The 24,338-nt window shown below is 38.5% G+C and carries 24 protein-coding genes; 10 read left to right on the top strand and 14 right to left on the bottom strand.

The features are described from left to right. Positions 1-30: 30 nt before the first annotated feature. The 4 genes from IGI52_RS24045 to IGI52_RS24030 all read left to right on the top strand — a co-directional run bounded on the left by IGI52_RS24045 (position 31) and on the right by IGI52_RS24030 (position 3,642). Positions 31-954: a nucleoside hydrolase gene (locus tag IGI52_RS24045; protein WP_016178751.1), complete on the top strand. Its 924-nt coding sequence runs from the start codon at positions 31-33 to the stop codon at positions 952-954. An 18-nt stretch (positions 955-972) separates the two neighbouring features. Beyond that, positions 973-2,379, top strand: a complete 1,407-nt coding sequence (gene dcuC / locus IGI52_RS24040) for a C4-dicarboxylate transporter DcuC (RefSeq protein ID WP_289866635.1) — start codon at positions 973-975, stop codon at positions 2,377-2,379. 82 nt (positions 2,380-2,461) lie between these two features. Then, complete coding sequence (locus IGI52_RS24035; protein WP_438782580.1) at positions 2,462-2,863, top strand: GNAT family N-acetyltransferase; 402 nt, start codon at positions 2,462-2,464, stop codon at positions 2,861-2,863. A 50-nt stretch (positions 2,864-2,913) separates the two neighbouring features. Beyond that, on the top strand, positions 2,914-3,642 hold the full coding sequence (locus IGI52_RS24030; protein WP_438782699.1) for a winged helix-turn-helix domain-containing protein: 729 nt from the start codon (positions 2,914-2,916) through the stop codon (positions 3,640-3,642). Between the two features lie 244 nt (positions 3,643-3,886). On the opposite strand, the gene IGI52_RS24025 is transcribed toward IGI52_RS24030, so the two are convergent. From IGI52_RS24025 to IGI52_RS24015, 3 genes are read right to left on the bottom strand one after another with little or no spacing between them, the layout of a single operon-like run. Continuing rightward, positions 3,887-4,063 (bottom strand): hypothetical protein, encoded by a 177-nt coding sequence (locus IGI52_RS24025; RefSeq protein WP_016178754.1) that lies wholly within the window; start codon positions 4,061-4,063, stop codon positions 3,887-3,889. A 43-nt stretch (positions 4,064-4,106) separates the two neighbouring features. Further along, the gene (locus IGI52_RS24020; protein WP_438782579.1) at positions 4,107-4,988 is read right to left on the bottom strand and encodes a glycosyltransferase family 8 protein; all 882 of its coding nucleotides are present in this window, start codon (positions 4,986-4,988) and stop codon (positions 4,107-4,109) included. Next, the gene (locus tag IGI52_RS24015; RefSeq protein ID WP_438782578.1) at positions 4,985-5,839 is read right to left on the bottom strand and encodes a glycosyltransferase family 8 protein; all 855 of its coding nucleotides are present in this window, start codon (positions 5,837-5,839) and stop codon (positions 4,985-4,987) included. The genes IGI52_RS24020 and IGI52_RS24015 overlap by 4 nt, the downstream gene beginning before the upstream one ends. Before the next feature lie 295 nt (positions 5,840-6,134). Here IGI52_RS24015 and IGI52_RS24010 point away from each other — a divergent pair, with 295 nt between their 5' ends. Then, entirely contained in the window at positions 6,135-6,947 is an 813-nt protein-coding gene (locus IGI52_RS24010) for a Cof-type HAD-IIB family hydrolase (RefSeq protein ID WP_016178757.1), read from the top strand. A 43-nt stretch (positions 6,948-6,990) separates the two neighbouring features. Here IGI52_RS24010 and IGI52_RS24005 read toward each other — a convergent pair whose 3' ends face one another. Together IGI52_RS24005 and IGI52_RS24000 are read right to left on the bottom strand one after the other, a co-directional pair. Further along, positions 6,991-7,635, bottom strand: coding sequence for a carbonic anhydrase family protein (locus IGI52_RS24005; RefSeq protein WP_438782577.1), 645 nt, complete (start codon positions 7,633-7,635; stop codon positions 6,991-6,993). 36 nt (positions 7,636-7,671) lie between these two features. Next, the gene (locus IGI52_RS24000; protein WP_438782576.1) at positions 7,672-8,601 is read right to left on the bottom strand and encodes an alpha/beta fold hydrolase; all 930 of its coding nucleotides are present in this window, start codon (positions 8,599-8,601) and stop codon (positions 7,672-7,674) included. Between the two features lie 141 nt (positions 8,602-8,742). Here IGI52_RS24000 and IGI52_RS23995 point away from each other — a divergent pair, with 141 nt between their 5' ends. Continuing rightward, the gene (locus IGI52_RS23995; RefSeq protein WP_438782575.1) at positions 8,743-9,111 is read left to right on the top strand and encodes a YccF domain-containing protein; all 369 of its coding nucleotides are present in this window, start codon (positions 8,743-8,745) and stop codon (positions 9,109-9,111) included. A 60-nt stretch (positions 9,112-9,171) separates the two neighbouring features. Here the strand turns inward: IGI52_RS23995 and IGI52_RS23990 are convergent, their stop codons facing one another. Further along, on the bottom strand, positions 9,172-9,342 hold the full coding sequence (locus tag IGI52_RS23990) for a hypothetical protein (protein ID WP_164872487.1): 171 nt from the start codon (positions 9,340-9,342) through the stop codon (positions 9,172-9,174). 69 nt (positions 9,343-9,411) lie between these two features. Beyond that, on the bottom strand, positions 9,412-9,666 hold the full coding sequence (locus tag IGI52_RS23985) for a TfoX/Sxy family DNA transformation protein (RefSeq protein ID WP_048719243.1): 255 nt from the start codon (positions 9,664-9,666) through the stop codon (positions 9,412-9,414). Between the two features lie 384 nt (positions 9,667-10,050). Here IGI52_RS23985 and IGI52_RS23980 point away from each other — a divergent pair, with 384 nt between their 5' ends. Beyond that, a complete protein-coding gene (locus IGI52_RS23980) occupies positions 10,051-11,502 on the top strand; it encodes a helix-turn-helix domain-containing protein (protein ID WP_438782574.1) in 1,452 nt (483 codons plus the stop codon). Positions 11,503-11,572: 70 nt separating this feature from the next. Next, positions 11,573-12,109 (top strand): YbaK/EbsC family protein, encoded by a 537-nt coding sequence (locus IGI52_RS23975; protein ID WP_438782573.1) that lies wholly within the window; start codon positions 11,573-11,575, stop codon positions 12,107-12,109. A 146-nt stretch (positions 12,110-12,255) separates the two neighbouring features. Here the strand turns inward: IGI52_RS23975 and IGI52_RS23970 are convergent, their stop codons facing one another. After that, positions 12,256-14,130 carry a hypothetical protein gene (locus IGI52_RS23970; protein ID WP_438782572.1) on the bottom strand — a complete coding sequence of 625 codons (1,875 nt, stop codon included), beginning with the start codon at positions 14,128-14,130 and terminating at the stop codon, positions 12,256-12,258. A gap of 609 nt (positions 14,131-14,739) precedes the next feature. Beyond that, on the bottom strand, positions 14,740-15,693 hold the full coding sequence (locus tag IGI52_RS23965; protein WP_438782571.1) for a hypothetical protein: 954 nt from the start codon (positions 15,691-15,693) through the stop codon (positions 14,740-14,742). A 325-nt stretch (positions 15,694-16,018) separates the two neighbouring features. Between IGI52_RS23965 and IGI52_RS23960 the strand changes: the two genes are divergently transcribed. Together IGI52_RS23960 and IGI52_RS23955 are read left to right on the top strand one after the other, a co-directional pair. Next, the gene (locus tag IGI52_RS23960) at positions 16,019-18,595 is read left to right on the top strand and encodes a transglycosylase domain-containing protein (RefSeq protein WP_438782570.1); all 2,577 of its coding nucleotides are present in this window, start codon (positions 16,019-16,021) and stop codon (positions 18,593-18,595) included. A 49-nt stretch (positions 18,596-18,644) separates the two neighbouring features. Further along, on the top strand, positions 18,645-19,079 hold the full coding sequence (locus tag IGI52_RS23955; protein ID WP_438782569.1) for a hypothetical protein: 435 nt from the start codon (positions 18,645-18,647) through the stop codon (positions 19,077-19,079). Positions 19,080-19,228: 149 nt separating this feature from the next. Here IGI52_RS23955 and IGI52_RS23950 read toward each other — a convergent pair whose 3' ends face one another. From IGI52_RS23950 to IGI52_RS23930, 5 genes are all read right to left on the bottom strand, one after another. Beyond that, entirely contained in the window at positions 19,229-19,363 is a 135-nt protein-coding gene (locus IGI52_RS23950; protein WP_002302374.1) for a hypothetical protein, read from the bottom strand. 43 nt (positions 19,364-19,406) lie between these two features. Then, positions 19,407-20,711: an IS91 family transposase gene (locus IGI52_RS23945; RefSeq protein WP_438781589.1), complete on the bottom strand. Its 1,305-nt coding sequence runs from the start codon at positions 20,709-20,711 to the stop codon at positions 19,407-19,409. A 145-nt stretch (positions 20,712-20,856) separates the two neighbouring features. After that, positions 20,857-21,786: a carbamate kinase gene (gene arcC, locus IGI52_RS23940; RefSeq protein WP_048722649.1), complete on the bottom strand. Its 930-nt coding sequence runs from the start codon at positions 21,784-21,786 to the stop codon at positions 20,857-20,859. 9 nt (positions 21,787-21,795) lie between these two features. After that, entirely contained in the window at positions 21,796-22,893 is a 1,098-nt protein-coding gene (gene aguA, locus IGI52_RS23935) for an agmatine deiminase (RefSeq protein ID WP_438782568.1), read from the bottom strand. Continuing rightward, entirely contained in the window at positions 22,847-24,268 is a 1,422-nt protein-coding gene (locus IGI52_RS23930) for an APC family permease (RefSeq protein ID WP_016178770.1), read from the bottom strand. The genes aguA and IGI52_RS23930 overlap by 47 nt, the downstream gene beginning before the upstream one ends. Between the last annotated feature and the right edge of the window lie 70 nt (positions 24,269-24,338).

The following is a 24,338-nucleotide window of genomic DNA, read 5'->3' as shown; positions in this document are numbered from 1 at the left end:
GTTTCACTACATTAAGAAAGAGAGCATGATATGAATAAAAAACCAGTAATTATCAGTACAGATCCGGGAATTGATGACGCAGTAGCCATTGCTTTAGCGCTATTCAGTGAAGAATTGGATGTAAAGTTGATTTGTCCAATTTTTGGAAATGTTAGTTTGGAAAACACAAAAGCGAATACCGAAAAATTGCTTACGTTGTATAAAAAAGAACCTCAAGTTGTATTAGGTAGCCAACAACCTCTTTTGAGAAAATCCATTAATGCCAGTAATGTTCACGGAAAATCAGGTATGGATGGGTACTCTTTTCCCGAACCAACAGTTTTTGCGGATCATTCTCTAACTGCGGTTGCAGCTATGCACAAAATTATTAATCAAGAAGAAAACAAGACCACCTTAATTGGAATTGGTCCATTGACTGATATTGCCCTATTTATCCATCTATATCCGCAAGATCTTGAGAGAATAGAACAAATCGTAGTAATGGGCGGTAGTTTAGGAAGAGGAAATTACGGTGTATTATCGGAGTTCAATTTTGCTGCAGACCCAGAAGCAGCAAAAATTGTTTTTGACAGCGGTCTTCCTATCCAAGTAGCACCAATGGAAGTCGGAAGGCAAGCAAAAGTAATGCCTGAAATCTCTGAAAAGATCAAACAGCTTGGGAAAATTGGCGATATGTTCTATCAATTATTCTCAAAATATCGTGGAGGAAGTTTTGCGACTGGATTAAGTATGTATGATGCTCTAGCAGTAGGTCTGATCCTAAATCCAAAAATGTTTGAAATCGTTTCAACTAGAATCGAAATAGAAACTACCAGTCCTTTGACTGCTGGTGCTTCCTTAATTGATTTAAAAGGTTACTTAAAATTACCTGCTAATGCTGAAGTAGCAATCAGCGTTGATCCAAAGCAATTTGAAGAGTGGTTTATTCATTCTATTGCTAAAACTATAAAATGAAAGTGTGGTTGATATAATATGGATGTTTTATTAACTTGTGTTGTCGGCATATTGGCAGTTGGTATTTTAGTGTATATGCTTCTAAAGAAAAATGATATAAAAATGACCTTACTGATCTTAGGTGTAATTTTGATGTACGTTGCTTTATTGATGGGAAGAAAACTAGAAATTAGCGAGACTACTGGGGCTCTTTTACTTGATCCTTTTCAAGTAATTGTCGACCAGTTTACAAATACTTTAGTCGGTCCTGGTTTTGTCATTCTAATTTTAGGGGGCTACAGTGCCTACATGAATCACATCGGCGCAAATAAAGTAACCGTTCAAGCGCTGACGAAACCTATTTCGAAAATCAAATCAATTTATATTTTAATCCCAATTGTTTTTTTGATTGGAAATTTACTATCCTTGGTTATACCCAGTGCCTCAAATTTGGCAATAATTCTATTAGCGACGCTATACCCTGTTTTACGAACAGCGGGTATGTCACGTTTGAGTGCTGCAGCGATAATCGGTACCTCTGCAACGATCGTACCAACACCACTAGGTTCTGATAATGTTGCAATCGCTTCGTTATTAAATGTAAACGTTACAGACTATGTTTTTAGGAGTCATGCTATTGTTTCAATTCCTACCTTATTAGCAATTGCTGTTGTTCATTATTTTTGGCAAAAGCATGAAGACATCAAAGAAAAAGAAATATTGACTTATGAAGAAGAACTTGCAGCAAATGGTTCTCCAGAAACAAACATGACGATTACATCAACCTATTCTGGTGCTAAAGCATTTATATACGGTACCTTACCGTTATTACCGATTATTTTGTTACTCTTCGTATTTGTAGCAAATATTCTTTTGGGGACCTCTTTAAACATCAGCGTACAGGTTGTCAGTTTAATCAGCTTTATGATTGCCGTGTTAGTTGAATTTACTACGCATCGTTCTGTAAATTCTGTCTTAAAAGAAACTAGCTTCTTCTTTGAAGGTATGGGTGGTGTTATGAGTATCGTTGCACTGTTAGTGGCAGCGCAAGTCTTTGTTCAAGGCCTCACCTCAATTGGTATCATCGAACTTGTCCAAAAGGCCATGGAGAATATCAGCGGTGCTGGAATCCTGTTACCAGTTATCATGGTTGCCTTTACAGCAGTGATTGTCTTATTAAGCGGTAGTGGAACAGCCCTCTTATTCGCAATGATTCCGTTAATGATCCCACTTTCTAAGGCTGCTGGAATTGATCCCGTTGCTTTATCTATTCCAATGCAACTTTCGGGTAACCTGCTACGAGCAGTTTCACCAGTTGCAGCTGTTATCCTGATTGCTGCAGGAACAACGAAACTTTCACCTATGCAAATCGTCCGAAGAACCTCAGTTCCGATGATTTTCGGGGTCGTTCTATCCTTAGTGTTATCGCTTATTTTATTTCAATAGGTAAATGTCCTATAGTAAAAGAATCGCTCAATTTAGTGATTATCAGAATATCCTAGCACTCATTAATGATGGAAAAAGACAAATGACTGTTGCTGGTATTACGCAATGGGATGACTCCTACCCTAATAGGAATGTAATCCTTCAGGATATTGAGCATCAGCAATTATGGATTTACGGAGAACATTTTGATGCTTGTGTTACCATTTCTAGAGTTGCCGACACTACGTTTATTCAACGTTTAGTAGTAAGCTCCTCTCATCAAAGAAATGGATTGGCACGGTTTATTTTGAAAGATATTCTCCAAAAAGAAGAAAACGAGAGCGAAATAACACAAATAAAAATTAGTACGAATACTTCAAATATCCCTATCAAAAATTTAGTAACAAGTTTGAATTTTATTCCTTGTAGAAAATATGAAATGGCTGGACGTGAACAATTCGGTACTTTTATTGAATATGTCTATCCAATCAGTAACTGTAAATAAAGATTATGATACAATGCAATTATATTTATTTATGAGGAATGGTGATGGAGATGCATCGTACGCCAAAGTATGTTCAAGTTTATAACCAAATTTTGTCAATGATCAAGCGGTCACAGTTTGCACCTGGTTCAAAATTGCCTTCAGAGGAAAAGTTAACCAATGATTTCAATGTAAGTCGTGTGACCTTAAGAACCGCTTTATCTCTATTAAAAGAGGATGGTGTAATTAGTAGTATTCACGGACAAGGTCATTTTGTTAATTTTTCTGATAAACAAAAAAATGATCAAGGTATCCGTACGTTAGGTTGTCCAGTGTTAGATAGCTTGACGATACCAATTGAGCAAATTTCAGAGAAAGACGCGTATTATTTTAAAAATCCCAGTAGTGTTTTTACTGATAAATTGTTTGAAGTTAAAGATATCTCCTACTACACATTGAATGTCTGGTATAAAATTGATAACTCGAACATAGCAAATATTTTTTCAATTCTATTACCTGAAACAATCGAAAGATTTAATTTGGATCTGGATAACAAAAATCAAATCATTCAATTTCTAGAAAAAGATATTTATCGTGAAGTGGCTAATTCAAAGCTAACCATTAGTATCTCTTCCAGAAAACCTGATAGTTTTAGACGAAATTTCGCAGAGAACGAAAAGCTAGTTTTAATGACTGAAGATTTATATGCAACAAATGGAAAAGTTTTAGCACAAAACAAATATTACATCGCAGAAAGCTTCTTTAGAACTTCATTGGTTAGGTATCAAACGAATCATTAATACAGAAATCACATTACAATTTTAAAAGACTGAAAATACTCCGTAAAAAGAGCTATTTTCAGTCTTTTTTCGACTTATTGAGTTGAACTATTTTAGAATTGTTGCTTAACAGAACGATGATTTCCAAAAGGAACAGCTCCATCATATTATGGCGGAGCTAATCGACCCGCAAAATCACGGGAATAAACAAAAAAGCCTTAAGAGAAATGAAAATCTCTTATGGCCTTCAGGTTATACTTATTGGTTATTTTTTTCGTTCCTTGATTTTCTTAGTAAGAAAACCAATGACGAACACGGATAGGATTTTAAAGAGCAAGGATCGAACCGCGCTGTCTTTTTTTGCTGCATTCTTTTTGTTTGATTTATGGTATCGAGAATGATTTTTGGGACGATCCCAAGTATTTTTAAATACGTTTACCATCGTGATTTTCCCTCCTTTGATTTCGTTTGTGCAGTTCATCGCATTAACCAAGTTTCCTAGTTGAGGATGCTTTTGCTACAGAAACTTCTTCTTCGTCAGTGAAAGCAGTCAACTCTTCGTATTCTTCGTAGTATTTCTTCAATGATGAGGTAAACTCTGGGCTCCAGGGTTTCACATGTCCTGAATAATGAATAATTTTAGGATCTCTGCGGGTCTCGAAATATTCCTTTTCACCTTCAGGATCTGGATGCTCCACCTCACGCTTCATGATATAACTCTGAGCATTCCATTTTGGATGAAGCTGCAGCCATTGGTCATGCAAGATTGCATTCAGGGCGTCTTGGTCATGAAATTTTAGTTTTTCAGGATTATCATGGATAAACTGCATTACTCGCTTCGTCACATTGCCAGTAAGCCATTTTTCCATATTGATCAGCATAAAGCCTGAATTAAAATACTTCGTTGAGCTGCAAGCAATGTCCATTTTTTCTAAGCGATGATGAAATCCTGCATCTTCCACCGCAGCCAATGTATAATCAGACAAATCAATCTCCCAAAGTTCTGAGATATCACCTAAAGCGATCATATCGCAATCTAAGTAGAGAATTCGCTCAAGGTCTTGGTCGCTGAATAATTCTGGAATAGCAATTCGATAATAGGCAGTTTCCGGAATCCGTTCACTTTCCACCGCATCTGAAAAGTATTTTTTATCGATGGTCAAAAAGTGCAGCATTGCATCATATTCTTTGAGTGTTTCACGCATCAAGCGTTTATTAGCAATACTAATCTCATCGTCGATCACATAAAAATCAAAAAGCTTCGTTGAACGATCTGTATTTTCTAAAACTGAAACGAAAAGTGCCGATACATGCTCCGCAAAGGCATCATTGCAGCTTGATACGATTGTTATTTTGTTATTTTTCATTTTACATTCACCGTCTTCATAAAAATACTTTTGTTCAAGTAATCCATATACTCGTCTTGATAAGGATGACCCTCCAAGGTGTTCCAAGGTTTATCATGCCCAGTAAAATGAACGACCGCTGGATTTTTTCGTCCTGCTTCATAAGCTTGCTTATATTCCAGTGTTGGTGCTGGATGCTTATCAAAAATCAGCGAGCTTTGCATATTCCAGCGAGGATGGAATGGATGCCAATTTTCATATAAAACAGCATTCAAAGCATCTTGGTCATGGTAAATGATTTTATCTCCATGATTTTTTAAATAGTCAATGGTCTTTTCAGTGATCTGCTGTTGGTTCCATTGATCAACATCAATCACCATTACACCAGAATTGAAGTAATAATCGTCTGAGTCAATCCCTAAACGTTCTAATGCTTCCGTTTGACCAGGATCAATAATCGCGCCGATTGTTTTTCCTTCTAAACTTTGTTCATAAAGCTTTTGTACATCATCAAGGACGAAGGTATCTGAATCAATATATAGAATTTTTCGATAATTTTTTTTCGCCAAAAGCTTTGGCATGGAGATTCTAAAATAAGCGGTAGTTGTAATATGGTCGCTTACCAAGAAATCTTCGTAGACTTTTTCATCCACCTTCACAAATTGAATAACAGCTATATCAGAAAACTTGTGTACTGTTTGAATCAATTTTTCTTTACTAGAAACGGATAATTCATCATCAATAACAAAGAAACGAATGGGTGTTTTTCTTGAAGTATTTTCGAGTAAGGTTGAAATCATTACACTCAGATAAGGAGCATAATTTTCATCAGCAGCTGTGACCACGGGAATTTCCTCGATTTTCGAGAACATAAAATCTTCACTCCTATCTAATATTTTGTTCTATTAATAACATTGTTTACAAAATTCAGATTAGACCTATTAGATGGATTAAGCAAAATTTATGCTTTGATACCCCTATCATTTATTCAAAAAGTCACTTAAAACCCTAGTATTTAGCCTAATTTTCTAATTATTAATTTTTTATAAAGATTTTATTATAATTATTGTTTTTATTAATCAATTGAGAACTCCTGAGCGTTTAATTGTTCATTTTCAGAAAATTAGTCTACTCTTAAGTTAAATGATTAAAAAAGGACGGATATAGATGAAATTGGTAGCAGTAGATCTTGATGGCACCTTACTAAACAAAGAAGGACATGTCCCTGAAGAAAATGCCTGGGCATTAAAAAAATTCGATCAGCAAGGGGGAACAGTCGCCTTGGCTACAGGCCGATCGATTCAGTCTGCCAAGGAAGTATTTGCACAATTAAATTTGAGCGGCTACACTTTAGCTTCTAATGGTGCGTATGTAGCACGAATTGAACAGGGAGAAATTAAAGAGGTATTGAAAAATTATACAATTATTCCAGAAACTGTAAAAACAGCCCTCTCTCTTGCCATGAAATCTGGTGTGACCGTCGTCGCTAGTCGTGCGACGCAAGATGATCGCATTTCATTTGCACAGGATAAAAATGAAGTCAACAGTCCCTATTACGCACAATTTAACTTAAAGGAATCAAAAGCAGAAGATTTGTGGGAACAAATCGATAAAGAGGCGATCAGCTATTTCAAATTGGCCTTTACAGATAGTGACACGAGTAAATTGGTCAAACTACGCTCGCAATTAGAAATGAAACAGATCAATAGTTCTTACTCTGATAAGTATTGGTTAGAAGTGATGGCTGATGGGGTTAATAAAGGTGCGGCTCTGAAATTTTTAACGAATTATTTATCCATGGAGCTCTCAGAGGTTATTGCCTTTGGTGATCAAGAAAATGATCTAGAAATGTTGGAAATCAGCGGAAATAGTATCGCGATGGAAAATGCGGCTCCTGCCGTAAAAAAAGTCGCAGATAAGCTGACCAAGTCAAATCAAGATTCCGGCGTTGCCTTTGTTTTAAAGGAGTATCTAGCTTAAAAATATGCATACGAAAGAAGTCGTTACCAATTTGGTAGCGACTTTATTCGTTATAGCTGAATACTTTACGTTCATTGATCAGCTGACATTCTCGATTATTTCGTCCGTGAATATCGATGAAGCGCTGAAGCTGTTCAGCGGATACTTCTAATACATTCTTCATGACGTACCATTCTACGCCTTCAGTCAACGGCGGAGTCGTTAAAGAGCCAATGTAATGATAATAGCTTTTATTTTCGGGAATCAATTCGTCAACAGAAAAAGTTCCCTCTCCTTTTTGCTGGTCATACTGGTTCAAGATGCTTTCAAAATCAGAATTGTATTCTCCAGCCTGATAGAAGACTCCGATAACTGCCACCTCTCCACTAGGAGACTGGAAAAGAAAGTGGCCTTCCAACGGAAAACTTTTTCCATTTATACGGTGCTCGGAATCAGCATGAAAGTGCATTTGGACAAAATGAAATAAGCGCTTATTGAATGTCGCTTCACCCACTCCCAATAGTTGCAGATTTTGTCCATTATTAAAAAATGTTGCAGACTTATCTGAAAAATTTACTTGTATAGTTGCAAGGGTCTCATCATTGTCTTGGATCAAAGATGTTTGGATGTCGATCGGTGATTGCCGCAAACCACCCTGCGGCTGCCAGTCACCTTGATGGCAATAATCAATCAAAAATTCTGCTTTCATAGAATCCCTCAATTACCTAAAATTTTTACAATAATATCATTTTCCAGAATTTTTTTCCATCCATTTGCAAATATCATGAAAAACTGTAAGTTTTTGAGCTTCATTTAGCAGTTCGTGGCGGGCATTTTCATAAAGCTTGACCGTCACCTGCTTCACACCAGCTGCTTGATAAGTCTTTGCTGCTTTCATCACGCCTTTACCGTATTCTCCGACAGGATCTTCTTTTCCAGATAAGAACAATAATGGAAGATTTTTCGGCACCCGTTGCAGCAACTCAGGCTCCTGCGAACGAATAATCAATGAAAATAATTCGTGATAAGCGCTCAAGGTAAATAAGAATCCACACTTCGGATCAGCCAAGTAAGCATCTACCTCTTCCGAAAGGCTGGACAGCCAATCCTTATCCGTCCGCTTATTGACAATCTTTCGATTCATATTGCCGAAAGCTAATTGATCAATTAGTTTGCTTGGGTGCTGTTCTCCTTGAATTTTACTTAATAGTTTTGCTGAACGTTGGCCAAAACGGGCCAGCCAAGCTGGCTGCTGACCCGTTCCTACGAGAATTGCCCCATTGATCGCCTCACCGTATTCATATAGATAATTTCTTACAACGAATGAACCCATACTATGTCCTAGAAGAAAAAAAGGAATACCCGAATACTGCTTTTTCCCCCACTGAGTTACCTGATACAAGTCCTGAACCAATCCATGTTTGATCTTTTCATCATGAAAATAGCCCTGAAGTCCTTTTGGAGCAGAAACAGATGCCCCGTGACCAAGATGATCATGTCCAATCACCGCGATGTTTCGCTCATTTAAGTATTTTGCTAAGACTTCATAACGCATTAAATGCTCTGCCATTCCGTGTGTCAGCTGAAGTACCGCCCACGGCTTCTCACAGGTCCAATGGTAGCCTTGCACTGCTGTTTTCTGATCAACAGAAAGTATTTCAAATTTTTCTAACATGTTCATTTCCTTTCTAAAAATCGACTAATGACTTTTCTAGTGCCATTTGATTTTATCTTCTATTTCTCTCGAATTTCCATCCTAAGTTGGAGGTAGATTTTTGAAATCATGATACACTATTGGTAAATGGAGGGAAAAAATATGTCTTGCTTAGGAAATATTATCTGGTTCATCTTTGGTGGACTGATCGGCGGTTTGACTTGGTGTCTCGCCGGCATCTTATGGTGCATCACGATCATCGGTATCCCAATTGGTTTACAATGCTTCAAATTTGCTAGTTTAAGCTTTGCTCCGTTTGGTAAAGACATCGTTTACCAAACGACTGGAGTAAACTTTATCGTCAATATTATTTGGTTGATCGTTTCAGGTGTTCCTTTGGCTTTGGGACATCTAGTCAGCGCCCTATTTTTATGTATTACGATTGTCGGTATTCCTTTTGCCGCTCAATCATTGAAACTTGCTCAACTAGCTTTGATGCCATTTGGCGCACAAATCGTTTCTGCTCGTTAAATAATATGTCCCTGACAAACACCATAAAAAAGAGGAATGACAGCCGTCTTCCTCTTTTTCTTATCCAAAAATCAAGTAGATTAAGCCTGCGACTACTAATACGATATTTAACGTTACCTGGATATTCACCATTAATGGCGTTATCGTCTTTTTTCTTCGTCGTGAAAGACTAAGAAAAACATTATATACGCCAACTAAAATGATGAAGACGACTAATGCAATCAGATACAAAAGGTCACTTCCTTTTTTGTCTGTAGTGTAACGTGAAAAAGAATATTCAGCAAGCCTGCTCAATCAAATCTAATTTAGCTGTTTGAAAAAATCACGTAACTCAGCTTTTCTTCGCTCACTTAACTCTCTTTTAGGAATATCTTGGATCGCTCCTTCCAATCCATACAAGAGATGCAGACAAGCGCCATCATCTACTAGATGTCGGATCTTTAAAAAAGCTGCCTCTGTACCCAATTTTCGCAGCTGGTCTGGTTCAACAATCCCTACCTGAGCTAACTTCTCTTCATTTACCACACCAATATTTTTCATTTCTGAGATTCTCATTGCCGACTCCTTTTAGATTTATTATACCTTAGAATGAAAGCGGAAACGACAGCTTTCATAAAAAATTACTAACAAAACTCATTTATTTACAAGAAATGATCGTCTTATGGCTGCTATTTTTGCATGTTTTCACAAGTTTCGGAGAGTACTTTGCTAAAGCCTGATTCTCAGCTTTCTAAACATTTACATAAAAACTCCATTCATGATTTCTATCGTTAAAAAATAATCAAGGTTATTTTAAATGGAGGATTTTTAAAAAAAATTCAGAGAAAAAGCTTTATTTTTCACCGTTTATTAATTTATTATTTGTATTAAGTGATATTTTAATTTATCATATAAAACAACGAGGTTAATTTTTATCAAATAAGAATAGGAGGATAGTTCATGCTTGGAATGGATAGAAATACATTGTTGAAAATTCAGATCATTGAAACGTTGGATGCTTTGCAAACGCCGATCTCTATGAAAGAATTACAAGAAATAATCGGTCATGCTAGTCTCGGCACGATCCGAGTAAATTGCAAAGAATTGCAATCGATAATCGAAGATCTCTATATCGATAAAGACTATTCATTAAGACTTCGCATGGATAATGGTCGCGGTATCCAATTGGATCGGACCTCAACCAACCTCCAATCATTGATAAGCTATTTGTACCAGCATGATCTCGCCTGTGAAATTATCCGGGCAGTCCTAGCAAGACGGAAAATATCCGCTATTCAGTTCTGTATGGAGAAAAACATCAGCGAATCAAAATTGCGACGAAAAATTAAGGAGATCAATCAAGAGCTTACTGATTATGATCTCTATATCTCCTGCTCGACTAAAATCAGCTTAAAAGGACGTGAAGTTGATATCCGTCGCTTCTACTACATTTTTGTCAGAGGTCTTTATTATCAATTCACTCAAATTGAATGGCTCAATACTAAAAGCTATCTTCAATTAGCAAGACAAATTGAAGAATACTTAAAGCTCACAAATAATCCAGCCAATTCAGAAATGATCTGTTTTTGGTTGTTAATCACGAATCAATCCTTAAGTAAAAAAGGAACACTTTCGTTTAATGAAATCGAAAATGACTGGCTTAATCAATTCAAATACCCAAAAAAGCCGTCTTTCTTAAAAACTTGGAATACGCATGAATGGAAGTTTTTCCTTTATGCGATTTATAGCTCTCAATTGAATAATTTTGAACTACAGCCAAAAAACACTGTCGATGAATCCTTTTTCACTCAAGTGATTACTCATTGGACTACCAATTTTTCACGTCATTTTCGTCCATTAAGCACTCGCGAACAAAAAGTAATTGCGCGTAAGCTAAAACAGCATTACGCTTCGTTGATTTTTTTCCGCTTAAACGATCAAATGCTCGAACACTTAAAAAACAATTTTGCCTTAGACAATTTGCAAACACAGTGTCCTTATTATTATCGTCGATTTGATGCCTTCTGGGAGGATTTCACTGAAGCCTCCCCCGGATTTGCACATCGTCAATTACGGATATTTTCATTTTTAACTTGTGTGACGCTCTATTCATTTGAAAATTGTTTACCTGAAATTTCGGTTTATGCATTTTCTGAACATAATGAACTTTTCAGTGTTTTTATCCAAGAAAAAATCAATTTGCATTTCAAAAATCGTTACCATCTGAAATTCGTTGAAGATCCAAACGAGGCTCAGCTGATTATTGGTACATCTCCAGGTTGTAAGGACCTTCAATTAGAGAATAAGAAATATGTGATTATCCGAGCAAATCTTTGCGGAACTGATTTTAATGCTATTGAAAATGTCTTGGAAGTACTTGTAAAAAAAGAGTTAGAAAATACAGCAAAATAATCATTATAGCTTGAGTATTCACTAAAAAAAGGGTATTGTAACATTTATCACAAGCAAAAAGGAGGCCGTTATGGTTTACGTTAGTGAAATGTCTACTACCCCGCCGAAAGAATTTGGTTCTGAATTAGAAGAAAAAACGTACGAAATACTGACAAAGTTAGAGATGCCTTTTTATCAAGTAGCTACTGGAGAGGCACTTATCATGGAAGATTGTATCGATATTGATAAACGTCTGGGTGTTGAAGTTGTCAAAACAATTTTCTTATGTAATCAAAAGAAGACGAAATTTTATTTGTACATCACACCAGCCAATTTCAAATTTGTCACCAAAGAGTTTGGTAAAAAATTGGAGATTCCCCGTGTTTCCTTTGCTTCAGCCGACCTGCTAAAAGAACGCTTAGGCGTTATTCCGGGTGCTGCGACAATTTTTGGCTTATTGGAGGACCCTGACCATGAAATCCAATTGGTCTTTGATAAATCTGTTTCTGAACGTGAATGGTATGCCTGCAGCTCTGGGTCAATCACAAATTATATGAAGCTGAAAACCGCGGATTTGTTTGAAAAATTCTTACCCTATACAGGACATGAAGCGATCCTTATCGATTAAAATACATTAAAAAGTGTTAGGAGACCCCTCTCCTAACACTTTTTTTGGACGATCTTGCTATTTAGAAAACGAATCAAAAACGGGTTTCTTTCTTTTTTAAAACACTTTTTAACCCCCAACCCTAATTTGACCAACGTCTCGTCAGCTTACCATCTTACAGTCACACAACCAATTTCTTTCATTGGTCCGGTGATATCTTTCCCGCAATCAGAACCAACTGCTTGAATTGCGAAGTAGTAAGTGCCTCGTGATAGGCAAACTTGACTCAACGAGTAGTCGAGATAGTATCCTTTTCCAAAAGCGCCATTCATATATTTCGCATAGCGAACATCAATTATCTTGTACGCTGTGCTATATCCGCAGCCGGCTGCTCTACGATAAACAAGAACTTTCGTATAGTCTAATGAATTTGGATTTTGAGTACCTAAGAAAATTTGCGCACCGTAGTAGCGAGTTGGAATGCAGCCGCATTTCAAAACATTCTTGATACAGCCGTTTAATCCGGTGCCAATTTCTTTTTTCTTAAGTGTTGTCGCACAGCTTGGTCCCCATTGTGGGCTAACCCAGCTACTCCATTGACCGTAATTTGCTTTTACCCAGTAATAGTACGTCGTGCATTGGTTCAATCCATTGTCTGTATAAGTCATTTCAGAACCATCTTGTTTGCCAGCAACATTGATCGCGGTCGCATTGTTAATATTGTTCGTTGTGCTGCGATACAATGTATAGCCTGTTGCGTAACGTGTTGAAGCATTATCACTCTTGGTATTTGTCCAGGTTACTTTGATCGCTTTGTCAGAAACAGCGGCTGCTTTAATGTTTGGATTCAATGTAGTCGCGCAAACAGTAAATTTGCCGATGTTTGAGCTGTTAACAGTTTCGATCGTGTATGGACAAGCTTTCGGACGTTTCACCATTACTTTGTAGCAATATGTTTGGTTATGGTTCAACTTGATATCGTTATACGTGGTTTTTCCTGTTACTGTAGCAATTTCTTTAAAATCACCGGATTGGTAATCGTTGCATTTCTTCGTTGCACGGAAGATTTTATATTCAGCATTGCTGCCTTTTGATTCCCAGCTAAGCTTTAACCAGTGATGTTGAGTTTCCGTCACACAAACATTCTTAACTGCATCCCATTTTTCTTTGTAGTTGTTTTGATTACAATCTTTTCCGCTATGTTTCTTATCGCAATCTTCATGGTGTTTCCAATTGTTATTGCAGTTATGCCCACTGTGCTTTTCATCGCAGGTTGGTTTATGGCACCATTTATTGTCATTACAACTTCCACCATTGTGATTTTTATCGCAATATTCGTCATGCTTGCAATTATTTTTATTGCAGTTTTTTCCGCTGTGCTTTTTATCACAGTCCTCGTCATGCTTCCAATTGTTGGAATTACACTTACGATATTTACTATGGTTTTTGTCACAATACTCATCATGTTTCCCCGCATTGTTGTTGCACGTGCGCCCACTATGCTTACCGTCACAACCTGTGTTATGTTTTGCTGCTCCATAAGCTTGGACATCAGAAGATTCTTGTGCTGTCTCTTCAGTGGTAGCCGCTGTTGGTGCCTCTTCTTCCATTTTCGATTCACTTGATTGTGTTACAACCTCTTGATTGGCGATCGGAGCAGTCGCAACTTGTTCCTTACCATCCACAACAGCTGAAACTTTATAGTAATAAAGATAATCAGCCTTAAGTGTACCGCTAGTCTTTAAATCCATATAATTATCAGCTGTAAATGTTTTGTCGCTCTTTAATGTTTGGACACGTTTAAATTCCCCATCTTGTGATTCTGAACGATAAATATTGTAGCTTTCGGCATTATCTACTTTGTCAAATTGAATCACTGTCCATTTTTGCGTATCATCATGTTTAGCTGTTAAATTTGCAGGAACCTTACTATCTGCCGCAAACACTTGAGCCGGTACCCCTAACGAAGATACCGTCATGATCAAAAGCGTCACCAACGATATGATCCCTTTTAACTTTTTCATCAATCCTTTTCTTTTCATTTCCCTCTCCTTTTCTGCTCTTACCCAAGCGCAAAAAATGCACAACAAATAACCTTACCCTAACGATTTAGACTACTACCTTGAAAGATAGTAGTCTATTTATTTTTCGGAGATTGTTTTTGGCCAAAAACAGAAGTAAAATCCCATGTACCACCCCCCATCAAGTTCTCACACCAAAATGGTATGCTCGATAACAGGATTTGCTCTCTCAATTTTCTCCGCCTCTAAGATTGTGAATCTTTGGGTTATTCCTGTTGGTTAGAATATAACAATATTTGTGATAAATATCTATATTCCGTCAAAATTCAAAAATAATCTTTGAATTATGATAAAAAATTTTCGCTATATACCATATATTTTATAATATTTTCAACAATTCAATTGTAAAGCAGATCTCTTAAAACCTGAAATCTTGTTGATACTCAAGGAGTTTATCCACTAAAAAATGGTTCCTACTCGTTGTTTTTCAAATTTTTGTGAAATTTCGGCTTATTTTTTAAAAAGCTATTTTTGAACAGTATTTGTGCGGAAAAAAGAAGCTGTGACAAGACGTTTGTCACAGCTCCCTTACGATTATTATTTTGTAAAAATGAATTTGTGATAACTTTTCTACTGACGGTTAATCGAGACAATTTTTTGCTGCAAACGATCATAAACCACGACAAATTCTGCAACCTCTTTTTCAGATGTCGGTACGCGGAAATAGTAATCAGATTGTCCATCCGTCGGTGTATTTGTATGATAGAAACCAGATAGGTATGCATGTGCAAGATCCCCTTTAGTGTCCTTGAATAGTTCGAAAAATCCACTTGGGTCCGTCAATTCGATACTTTTTTCTAGTGCTTTAAATTCTGTTTGGTTGCTGTCCATTCCAGCTTTCTTCATTTCTCGATACAATTGTGTATCCGTTCCACGGCGAACAACTTCCGTCCAAGCTGTCTCGAAATCAGCAGATTTATCAAGATAGGTATCATCTTTAGTAATAACTGATTTCACCTCACCGCCGTCCTCGGCTGAAAGTTCTGCTAACTCGTTCCCATTAAAGCGCAGACTTACGGTATAATCATGGCGCGTTCCATTTGTATCGGTAAAGCTCCAAATTTGTCGCTGGGTCGACATTGGCTCATCGTCAATCAGACGCTGCCCAAAACCAATCAGACTGATACTTACAAAACCATTTTCTTGCGAACTCACCATCGGATAGATTTTTCGATAGAGATTAAAAATATTCTTTCCATCCTTCGCGGGTCCATAGATTTTTTCAATTGTGTCAGCCATCGTTTGAGAGCTGGAAAAGCTATTATTGTCCTGTGCAAATGCTTTATTTAGCGCATCAACTTTTTCAATTTGTTCATCTAATAATGTTTGGTCATTGACATCCCTTAATGCCAATACCTTTAACTTCGGCAACTCCTCCTTCTTCTTGCCCTTATCGTCACTAGCAAAAACACTGAAAGGAATCGTAAATTGCGGAAAATTCCCGCTTAATATGACGCCGAAGGTACCGACAAACAGCGCAGCCAGTACGCCCCAAAAGATCAACCATTTTTTTGATGTATTCATAGGTCACCTCATCTCCTCCTTATTGTGGCGACAAATTAAGCAAGCGTCAAGTATTTCCAGTGAATATCAGCCTATTTTTATGAAATAATCTAAATTTTTCTTGGAAAAATATGATTATCATAGTTATTCTCGTCATTTTCTATTACACTAGAAGAAATGATTTTATCAGGATGCCAGCTCTGCTTTTACTGATTCGTAAATTCGATTATGAATTAACTAAATAACACTAAGTATAACTAGCAGAATGGTATTTGGCATGAACATAAAACTTATTTTTTTCCGAGAGAAAAAATAAATACAATAACTGAAATAAGGATAGGCAAATATGGCAAACAGACAAGAACGACATCAACGAAAAAAAGAAATGAAAACACCACGAGTGCGAAAAAAGTCCCCTCGAGGAAAACTAGCGAAATCCACTAAGATTTCACTTAGTATTCTGGCCGTCATGCTGCTTATGGTGGTGGCAGGCACCATCTTCTTCTTTCAAAAATACGGCAAAGAAGTAACTGCCGCCATTGATGCGGGTGAAGAGCATGCAGCCTCTATTCAAGAGAGCGACTTTAAGCAGTACCATCCAACAACCGTCTTAGATAAGAATGGTCAAGTTATCAAGGAACTAAAAACGCAAGAACGGGATTACCTGACTTATGACAAGATGGACCCATTAGTCTCCCAGGCGCTGATCGCTATTGAAGATAAGCGATTTTATGAGCATCACGGAGTAGACACGCAAGGGCTATTGACCATTGCGATAAATGCTGCGACAGGGCGCGGAATCCGCGGAGCATCTACTATCACTCAGCAATTGGTGAAAAATATCTATCTAACGCCCGAAGTCTCAATCTCTCGTAAAATTGAAGAAATGGTGATGGCACAATCATTAGAAAAGAAATTTACCAAACATCAGATTTTAGAATATTATTTGAATAACGTTTATTTCGGACATGGCGCTTATGGAATCAATGCGGCAGCAAAGGTTTATTTTGGTAAATCAATCAATGACACCAGTCTGTTGGAAAAAGCTGTATTAGTAGGAATTACAAATAATCCAGGTATATTTGATCCTACTGACAATAAGAAAAATGCATTGAAAAGAGCCAAATTGATCTTAAAAGAAATGAATCAGCAGGGCTACATCACAAAGGACCAATATGATAAAGCTGTTACAGATGATTTTGAAGCTAAAATTCACAGTAATGCACTTAACAATCAATTAGACAATAACGAAGTTGCCTTAGCAGTTGATTCTGCAACTAAAATTTTGATGGGACAGCAGGATTTCCGTTTCCAATACCAGTTTGACTCAAAAGAAGAAGAAGATCGTTATAACGAGGAATACAGCTCTGCTTATAATAAGGTATATCAACGGATTCTCTCAGGCGGCTATCAAATCAGTACCAATATCGATACTGGCTTACACGATCAGCTGCAAGGGATTGTCAGCAATGTGATGAATGCTTGGCAAGATCGTAGCGGCGACAATAATTTCTATACCAAGCAGGCTGCCATGACTGTTATTGACAATCAAACAGGCGATGTTGTTGCTAGTATCGGTGGTCGCGGTGAGGAAGGAAATCATTATAATCGTGCCTTTCTTTCCTATCGTCAGCCTGGCTCGGCGATCAAACCCCTAGTTTCCTACGCCCCTGCATATGAGCGTGGCTTGCTAGAAACCAGTGTCGTTTCAGATGATCGGCCAAATAATACGTACCCAAATAATGTTTATAATAGTTCTAAAGGGAATCTGACACTGAGAAATGCCTTAGCGATTTCCTCAAACGTTGTCGCGTATAAACTAGCAGACGAAAATCGCAATGAACTCAAGGAAGCCGTCTATCAGCCTTTGGCACAAATGCAATTTACCGGTCTTGACGTGGCAGATGACAATCCGATTATTGCGGTCGGCGGGATGACCTACGGAGCCACTACTCAAGAAATGGCTAGTGGGATCGCAACATTAGTAAATCAAGGAAATTATCGTGCCCCATTAAATATTCAAACCATTAAACGGAAAGACAATGGTCAGGAGATTTTCTCCCAAAATGATATTGCACAGCAAAAGATTTACAGCGATGACGCAGCTTATTTAACGATTGATACGATGAAAGCCGTTCATGAGAATGCGGATGGAACAGCGGCAGGCTTGACCCTAGCACATAATCAATTTTGGGCAGTCAAAACCGGTACGACTGACGAAGCAAAAGACTTATGGACTGTCGGAGCGACTCCGCACTATACCGTTGCGGTCTGGACCGGCGACGACACACCGCAACCGCAAGACAATGCCAGTGTCGGACAGGCGACCAAAGAAATCTTCAAGCAAACGATGGATCTCTTAAATAACGGCAAAAAAGATGTTGATTTTCAGATGCCTTCTTCCGTACAAAAAGTCGGCAACCAATTAGTTACACGCTCCAGTCAAACAAAACAAGTACTGGCAGCCCGTCAAAATGCCTTGCAGGCGGCAACAGCCAATATCGACACCTTGGCAAAACAAAAAGCCAATGAATTGACAACAGCGAAATTGAATACACCGATGGTAGAAGAAGCTTCCACCTTCAGTAATCAATTGATCTCTGAACGGATTAATACCTTAAGTCAGTTCGAGCTTATTGTGACAGATACACAAGACAACTGGCAAACCTTCGACCAATACGCACAGCAGGTATACGCTTTGGTTCAACAAGTCGAACCCTCCGGCGGAACGCTGTCTGATCAATATACAAATGTTTATCGCAATAAGGAAGTCGAGTACGCCCGTGAAAAAGAAGCCCGGAATTCAGCAGTAAATTCGGTAAAAGATCAAATCGATGATACAAAAAATCAAAGCAAAGACCTCGATAAACGAATCAATGATCTGAAAAAACAGTTGCAGGAAAAAGAAAAAGATGAGGATTAAAAAACAGTCGTCGCATTGACGACTGTTTTACTCTAGAAAGGATTTTTTTATGGAAACGATATTAGCGCTTTTGACTGCTAAAGACACTAAAGAAGCCTTGAACAAATTTAAAGAATTGGAAGAACAGTGTCTATCTGAACCGCTTTACGCAGAACATTTGGAATTGTTCCTTCCTGCTCTGACCGCTGAAAAAGCCTGTGGACGTGGACGAACCTTTAAGTTTTTTATGATTAATGCGCGTTGGGATTCGCAAAAAGTCATTGAGACACATCTCGCAGAAATTTTGGTTGTTCTAGACGATCCCAAAGCACCGATTGTTCGTCAATGTATTCCTTATTTGATTTATTTAGCAGAGGCCAAGCCAGAATTAATCCCGATGATTCAGGAAAAGCTGACAGCTTTGGATTTAAGTCAGTATAAAGGAAGTATGCAAAGTTTGATAAAAAGAGATGTGGATAGTTTATTAGCTAAGATTACAGAATAACCATAGAATGAATACTTTTATTTAAGTTTGTAAGTCTTATGACAATTTCTCTTATAACTACAATCTACTAAAAAACATCGTAAAACTGTATATTAAGAAAACCTCAGGAGAAAACCGCTCCTGAGGACTTTTTGTTTAGATAAATCATTTTATTGTCGATCACTGATTCTAAATTCGTATCCAAGTACGTTCTTATAGTATTCTGGATACATCTCTCCACCACATTTTTCGCAATCAAATTGCGGAGCGTTCTCAGGATCAAATGCAACATCTCCTGCATCCAAAAATTGAACTACTTCCTTTGGAATTTTTTCCTTTATCCCACATTCAAGACAAATGTAATGAACCACTCCATTGGAATCGAAGTTTTTTAAAAGCTGCTTCTTTTTCTTTTTCATACTTACGTTTCGATGCTTCTTCCCCAATTTTTTTATTCTCCTCTCGCATGAATCGTTCCGATTCTTTATTCTTCGCATATTTCACTACAAGTCGTCCATTTTTAGACACACTAACTCCACTAAATTCATAATATTCGCCACATCTAGTACATTCCAATGGATTTACTCCGAATTCTTCGGCTATTCGTTCACACCATGATTTTGGTTTAAGTGCTTTCTTCACATTCACAAGCATTCGTTGAATCTCTTTCTGGTAATTACTTAATACTTTTTTCATGATTGTCTTGATCCGCCGACTATAAATGCCGTATCTACGAATTGTTTTGAACTGGTTCTCTGGAATATGACGAATCAGTGCACCAATAAATTCCTCTGCCGACATCGTCTTTATCTTATCCGTGTTAGTTCGTTTATCATGATACTGAAACATCACTATTTTCCCATCGTACAAAAGGATACGATTTAAAGCAATGGGACCACGTTTCATATAACGACTGATATATTCTAATATCTTTTTGAGAGAAGTTCGGCTCCTTTTGGGTGCATGCACGTAAAAACCCTCTGCATTTTTCGTGTACGCCGCTTGTAAAAGCGGCTGGACTCGTGCCTTATCCCATTGGGATAAGGTTCTTCGAATGAGCTTTAGGACCGCATTCTGCCAATATTTCCTCAACATTGCGAACGGAAAATAGTCATAGTCCTTCCATTTTCCATCCCTCGTCAGTCCACCCATGGTGACGACTAAATGAACATGCGGATTGTATTCTAGCTGAGAACCGAAGGTGTGGAGTGTTGCCACAACCCCAGCTTGTATATGGTGCTTTCTAAAAAAATCTAATAGTATCCGTGCAGCTTCATCCATTAATCCTTTTAAAAGCTCCTTACGATACTTCTCCTTCAGAAAAATCTCACGTAAACCTTCATCGATCGTGAAGATGACGTGTCGATGCGTCACTGTAAACAGATCATTCGCCGCAACCTCTGCCCACCGTTGACTTTCCCCAGTTGCACAAGTTGGACAAAATTTCCCTTTACAACGAAAAGCCACTTTCTTTACATCATGGCATCCTTCACAGACAAATAGACGATAACCTTTTTTAAGGTCACCACAATCGCGAAACTTCTTCACTTCTCTTTTCACAACGGATCGAATCCTTCTCGTGTACCTTTGATTGAATTTCTCCCAGTTTTGATATTCATCAAAGAAAATGGCGTGTAAAATATTGGGTTTCATATCTCCAGTTTAATAGGAAAAAGACCAGATGAAAAGAGGTCAAAAGATTGATGTATCAATCCTTTGACCTCTTAAAATGTTATACTTCCTTTAATGTCCAAAAAGCCCATCTCTCTTTATGAAAAAAGAGAGATGGGTTTTTATTTTACATCTGCACGGTTGTTCCGCTGTTTCCATCCAGTGTTTCTGAAGCTTTTTCTAATGAAGCGATGATCGCACGTCGACCGGCTTTTGATTCGGCGAAGTCAATCGCAGCTTCTACTTTTGGCAACATACTTCCTGGAGCGAATTGATCTTCGCTAATATATTGTTTCATATCAGCCACGGAAGTTGTTTCTAAAGCTTTTTGATCCGGTTTGCCGAAGTTGACAAAGACATGATCAACAGCTGTCAAAATAATGAAGACATCAGCATCGATCAATGCAGCCATTTTCGCTGCGGCAAAATCCTTATCGATTACGGCATCGACGCCTTTATAGCGCGTGCCTTCGTAAATGACTGGAATGCCTCCTCCACCACAAGCGATCACGACTTGCCCCGCGTCGACTAAGGTTTGTAGGCTGATTTTTTCGTAGATATCTACTGGTTTTGGTGATGGTACTACCCGACGCCAGCCGCGGCCAGCATCTTCAACATAAACATCGCCCGTTTCAGCCATCAGTTTTTTTGATTCTTCTTCGCTGTAATAGCCACCAATCGGTTTGGTTGGATTCGAAAATGCCGGATCTTTCGGGTCAACCACCACCTGCGTCAGCATAGATACAACTGGAATATCTGTTAAGCCGCGAGAAACCAGTTCTTCATCAATTGCTTGTTGCAAATGATAGCCGATATAGCCTTGACTCATGGCCGTACATTCTGGAAACGGCATCGTATCCTCTGGCTTTTGACTGGTTTCTTCAAAGGCTAAACGGATTTTCCCAACCTGGGGACCATTGCCGTGAGCGATCACGACATGGTGTCCCGCAGTGATCAGATCAGCGATGGATTTCGCTGCTAATTCAGCTTTGGTTAATTGCTCATTCGCGGAATTTCCTAAGGCGTTTCCGCCTAATGCGATAACGATTTTTGACATGGCAGGCTCCTATCTTTGTGGTTGTTGCTGCGTAATACAATGAATATTTCCGCCGCCGTAGACGATTTCTACTGTATTTACACCCACAACTTCTTTATCTGGGAAAATCATTTCTAATTGTTCTAAAGCTAATGCATCATTCTTGTCACCATATTGCGGCACGATTACGCCGTTATTGGTAATTAAGAAGTTCATGTAAGAAGCGATACAGATGTCGCCATCCTCACGCGGCATCGTTCCTTCAACATAATCAATCTTGAAGTTGCCGTCGATTGTCACGTTTTCGATTGGACAGCAGATTTTATGAACCTTCAATTTGCGGCCTTTCGCATCCGTCATTTCGCTTAAACGTTTATAAGCATCTTGAGCGGCTTCATAGAATGGACTATTTTCATCTTCTGTATAAATACATGCTACTTCACCAGGGCGAACGAAGCAAGCTACATCATCCACGTGTCCATTCGTTTCTTCTGGATCAATGCCATCTCCTAACCAAAGCACTTTTTCACAATTTAAGTAATCGCACAATTTTTGTTCGATTTCTTCTTTGCTCATATGCGGATTGCGTCCTTCACTTAATAAGCACATTTCAGTTACTAAAACCGTTCCTTCACCGTCAACGTGAAAAGAACCGCCTTCTAAAATGAAATCATCTGTCCGATAAGAATCGACATGCTCGATTTCACAGATTTTTTGAGCGACTAAATCATCTTGATCCCAAGGAAAATACAATCCGTCAACCAGTCCGCCCCAAGCGTTGAAGCCCCAGTCATTTGCCCGCAATTCGCCCTTATCATTGATTACGAAGCTTGGTCCGCAGTCACGAATCCAGGCATCATTATTAGACATTTCGTAAACAGTGATATCTTCTGGTAATTGACGACGACAGTTTTGGAATTGTTGCTGCGAAACCACCACATTCATCGGTGTAAATTTGCTGATGGCTTTGGCTACTTCAGTAAATGCTTCTTGCGCAGGCTTCCCACCGTCACGCCAGTTATCTGGACGCTCAGGCCAAATCATCCAAACCTTTTCTTGTGGTTCGTACTCGCCGGGCATTCTAAACCCGTCTTGTTTCGGTGTTGTCTTTTTGATTCTCTTCGCCATGATAAATTACTCCCTCTTTTTTGATTTTTTTCACCCATATAATCGCTTCACCAAATAGTGTGAAGACGACAGCTCCGATCGTAATCGGTAGTTGTTGGCTCAATGTTTCCGCATCAAATTGCAACGGTAACGCTGTAAAGATCAATGAAATGACAATCATGATCATTGGTAACGCAACCAAAACTTTCAAGACTGCGTCGCTTCCGCCAACCTTGAATGGTCGCGGTGTATCTGGATCGATTTTACGTAATTTGTAAAATGCAGGAAATACAGGTACGTAAGACATCAAGAACATTACTAGGTTCAATGAGAAGAAGGCCCAGAATAGATCTTGATTTGGCAAAATTGGCGCAATCACTACGACTACTGAAGCAACAATTCCATTCATGATGGCAGCACCAATCGGCATTTCGTCTTTTCCGCCACGTTTAGCAAAAATTTTCGGCATATCGCCGTTTTCAGCTGCGTAACAAGCCGTATTGTTTACTCCTAATGACCAAGAAATCATGTTGCCAAACAGAGTCAGCAGGAACAGAAAGGCCATCGCGATGATGAACCAACCCCCGGTAGAACCTGTTAATAGCTTGAAGCTATCCATTAACCCGCTGCCAGTACTGATTTGATCCGTTGGAATTGCGACACCAATTCCGAATGCAGAGAAAATATAAATTGCAGCGATCACCAAACCACCAGCGATGATTGATTGTGGAATTTGTTTCTTCGGATCTTCCATGTCATCGGCAAAGGTACAAATAACTTCGAAACCTAATAGGTTGAAAATGATAACTGAGATAAACGACAAACTGTTCAGGTCAAAACTTGGCAGCATTGACGACAATGTAAACTCATTAGCTGCGCCTTTTGTCGCAAACGTATAAAGTCCTAATGCGCCAATCAAGATTGCCAACAGCATCTTAATTACAGCTGCGCCATTCAAAATCCATACACTGTCAGCGACTGGATAGAAGCTGATCCAAACAATAACCCAAATAAAGACCAATTCAATTAAAATTGCTGGAATTGTTGAAAATTCAATTCCTGTGATCGTCGTTAATAAATCTGGACATACAACTGCCAGCGAAGCCAGCCACAATGGATAATTGATCCAATAATACCAAGATACCCGCGAACCCCAGCGATGTCCGAAGGCTTGGGTCACCCAGTCATAAATCCCGCCATCACCAATATACGTCGTGCCTAATTCCGAAGAAATCAAACCGTACGGTAAAAGGAACGCGGCTAACAGGAATATCCACCAAAAAAATTGTGAATTTCCGATCGCCGCAACCGGCGCCGCTGCCTCTGCCACGAACACGACACAGATAACGGATAAGATTGCACTCATCAAACTAAATTTTTTCTTCTTTTCTCCCATTGTTTTCTTCCTTTCCGGTACAAGGGAAACAGGGATTGAGGATTGCCTCAATCCCCGAATGGAAATAATC

The sequence above is a fragment of the Enterococcus sp. DIV0187 genome (assembly GCF_051713785.1).
GTDB lineage: Bacteria > Bacillota > Bacilli > Lactobacillales > Enterococcaceae > Enterococcus_A > Enterococcus_A avium.
The sequence above is the reverse complement of the archived record's forward strand: the minus strand, read 5'-3'. Positions and strand labels throughout refer to the sequence as shown.

Bases quoted from the DNA above. Each gene is read 5' to 3' on its own strand.
- IGI52_RS24015 (WP_438782578.1), bottom strand. From the start codon at position 5,839: ATGTTCTCGAAAATCGAGGAAATTCCCGTGGTCACAGCTGCTGATGAA.
- IGI52_RS23975 (WP_438782573.1), top strand. From the start codon at position 11,573: ATGGTTTACGTTAGTGAAATGTCTACTACCCCGCCGAAAGAATTTGGT.
- IGI52_RS23930 (WP_016178770.1), bottom strand. From the start codon at position 24,268: ATGGGAGAAAAGAAGAAAAAATTTAGTTTGATGAGTGCAATCTTATCC.
- arcC (WP_048722649.1), bottom strand. From the start codon at position 21,786: ATGTCAAAAATCGTTATCGCATTAGGCGGAAACGCCTTAGGAAATTCC.
- IGI52_RS24010 (WP_016178757.1), top strand. From the start codon at position 6,135: ATGAAATTGGTAGCAGTAGATCTTGATGGCACCTTACTAAACAAAGAA.
- IGI52_RS24020 (WP_438782579.1), bottom strand. From the start codon at position 4,988: ATGAAAAATAACAAAATAACAATCGTATCAAGCTGCAATGATGCCTTT.
- IGI52_RS23980 (WP_438782574.1), top strand. From the start codon at position 10,051: ATGCTTGGAATGGATAGAAATACATTGTTGAAAATTCAGATCATTGAA.
- IGI52_RS24030 (WP_438782699.1), top strand. From the start codon at position 2,914: ATGCATCGTACGCCAAAGTATGTTCAAGTTTATAACCAAATTTTGTCA.
- IGI52_RS23960 (WP_438782570.1), top strand. From the start codon at position 16,019: ATGGCAAACAGACAAGAACGACATCAACGAAAAAAAGAAATGAAAACA.
- dcuC (WP_289866635.1), top strand. From the start codon at position 973: ATGGATGTTTTATTAACTTGTGTTGTCGGCATATTGGCAGTTGGTATT.
- IGI52_RS23995 (WP_438782575.1), top strand. From the start codon at position 8,743: ATGTCTTGCTTAGGAAATATTATCTGGTTCATCTTTGGTGGACTGATC.
- IGI52_RS23955 (WP_438782569.1), top strand. From the start codon at position 18,645: ATGGAAACGATATTAGCGCTTTTGACTGCTAAAGACACTAAAGAAGCC.
- IGI52_RS23985 (WP_048719243.1), bottom strand. From the start codon at position 9,666: ATGAGAATCTCAGAAATGAAAAATATTGGTGTGGTAAATGAAGAGAAG.
- IGI52_RS23945 (WP_438781589.1), bottom strand. From the start codon at position 20,711: ATGAAACCCAATATTTTACACGCCATTTTCTTTGATGAATATCAAAAC.
- IGI52_RS24025 (WP_016178754.1), bottom strand. From the start codon at position 4,063: ATGGTAAACGTATTTAAAAATACTTGGGATCGTCCCAAAAATCATTCT.
- IGI52_RS24005 (WP_438782577.1), bottom strand. From the start codon at position 7,635: ATGAAAGCAGAATTTTTGATTGATTATTGCCATCAAGGTGACTGGCAG.
- IGI52_RS23970 (WP_438782572.1), bottom strand. From the start codon at position 14,130: ATGAAAAGAAAAGGATTGATGAAAAAGTTAAAAGGGATCATATCGTTG.
- IGI52_RS23965 (WP_438782571.1), bottom strand. From the start codon at position 15,693: ATGAATACATCAAAAAAATGGTTGATCTTTTGGGGCGTACTGGCTGCG.
- IGI52_RS24000 (WP_438782576.1), bottom strand. From the start codon at position 8,601: ATGTTAGAAAAATTTGAAATACTTTCTGTTGATCAGAAAACAGCAGTG.
- IGI52_RS24035 (WP_438782580.1), top strand. From the start codon at position 2,462: ATGACTGTTGCTGGTATTACGCAATGGGATGACTCCTACCCTAATAGG.
- aguA (WP_438782568.1), bottom strand. From the start codon at position 22,893: ATGGCGAAGAGAATCAAAAAGACAACACCGAAACAAGACGGGTTTAGA.
- IGI52_RS24045 (WP_016178751.1), top strand. From the start codon at position 31: ATGAATAAAAAACCAGTAATTATCAGTACAGATCCGGGAATTGATGAC.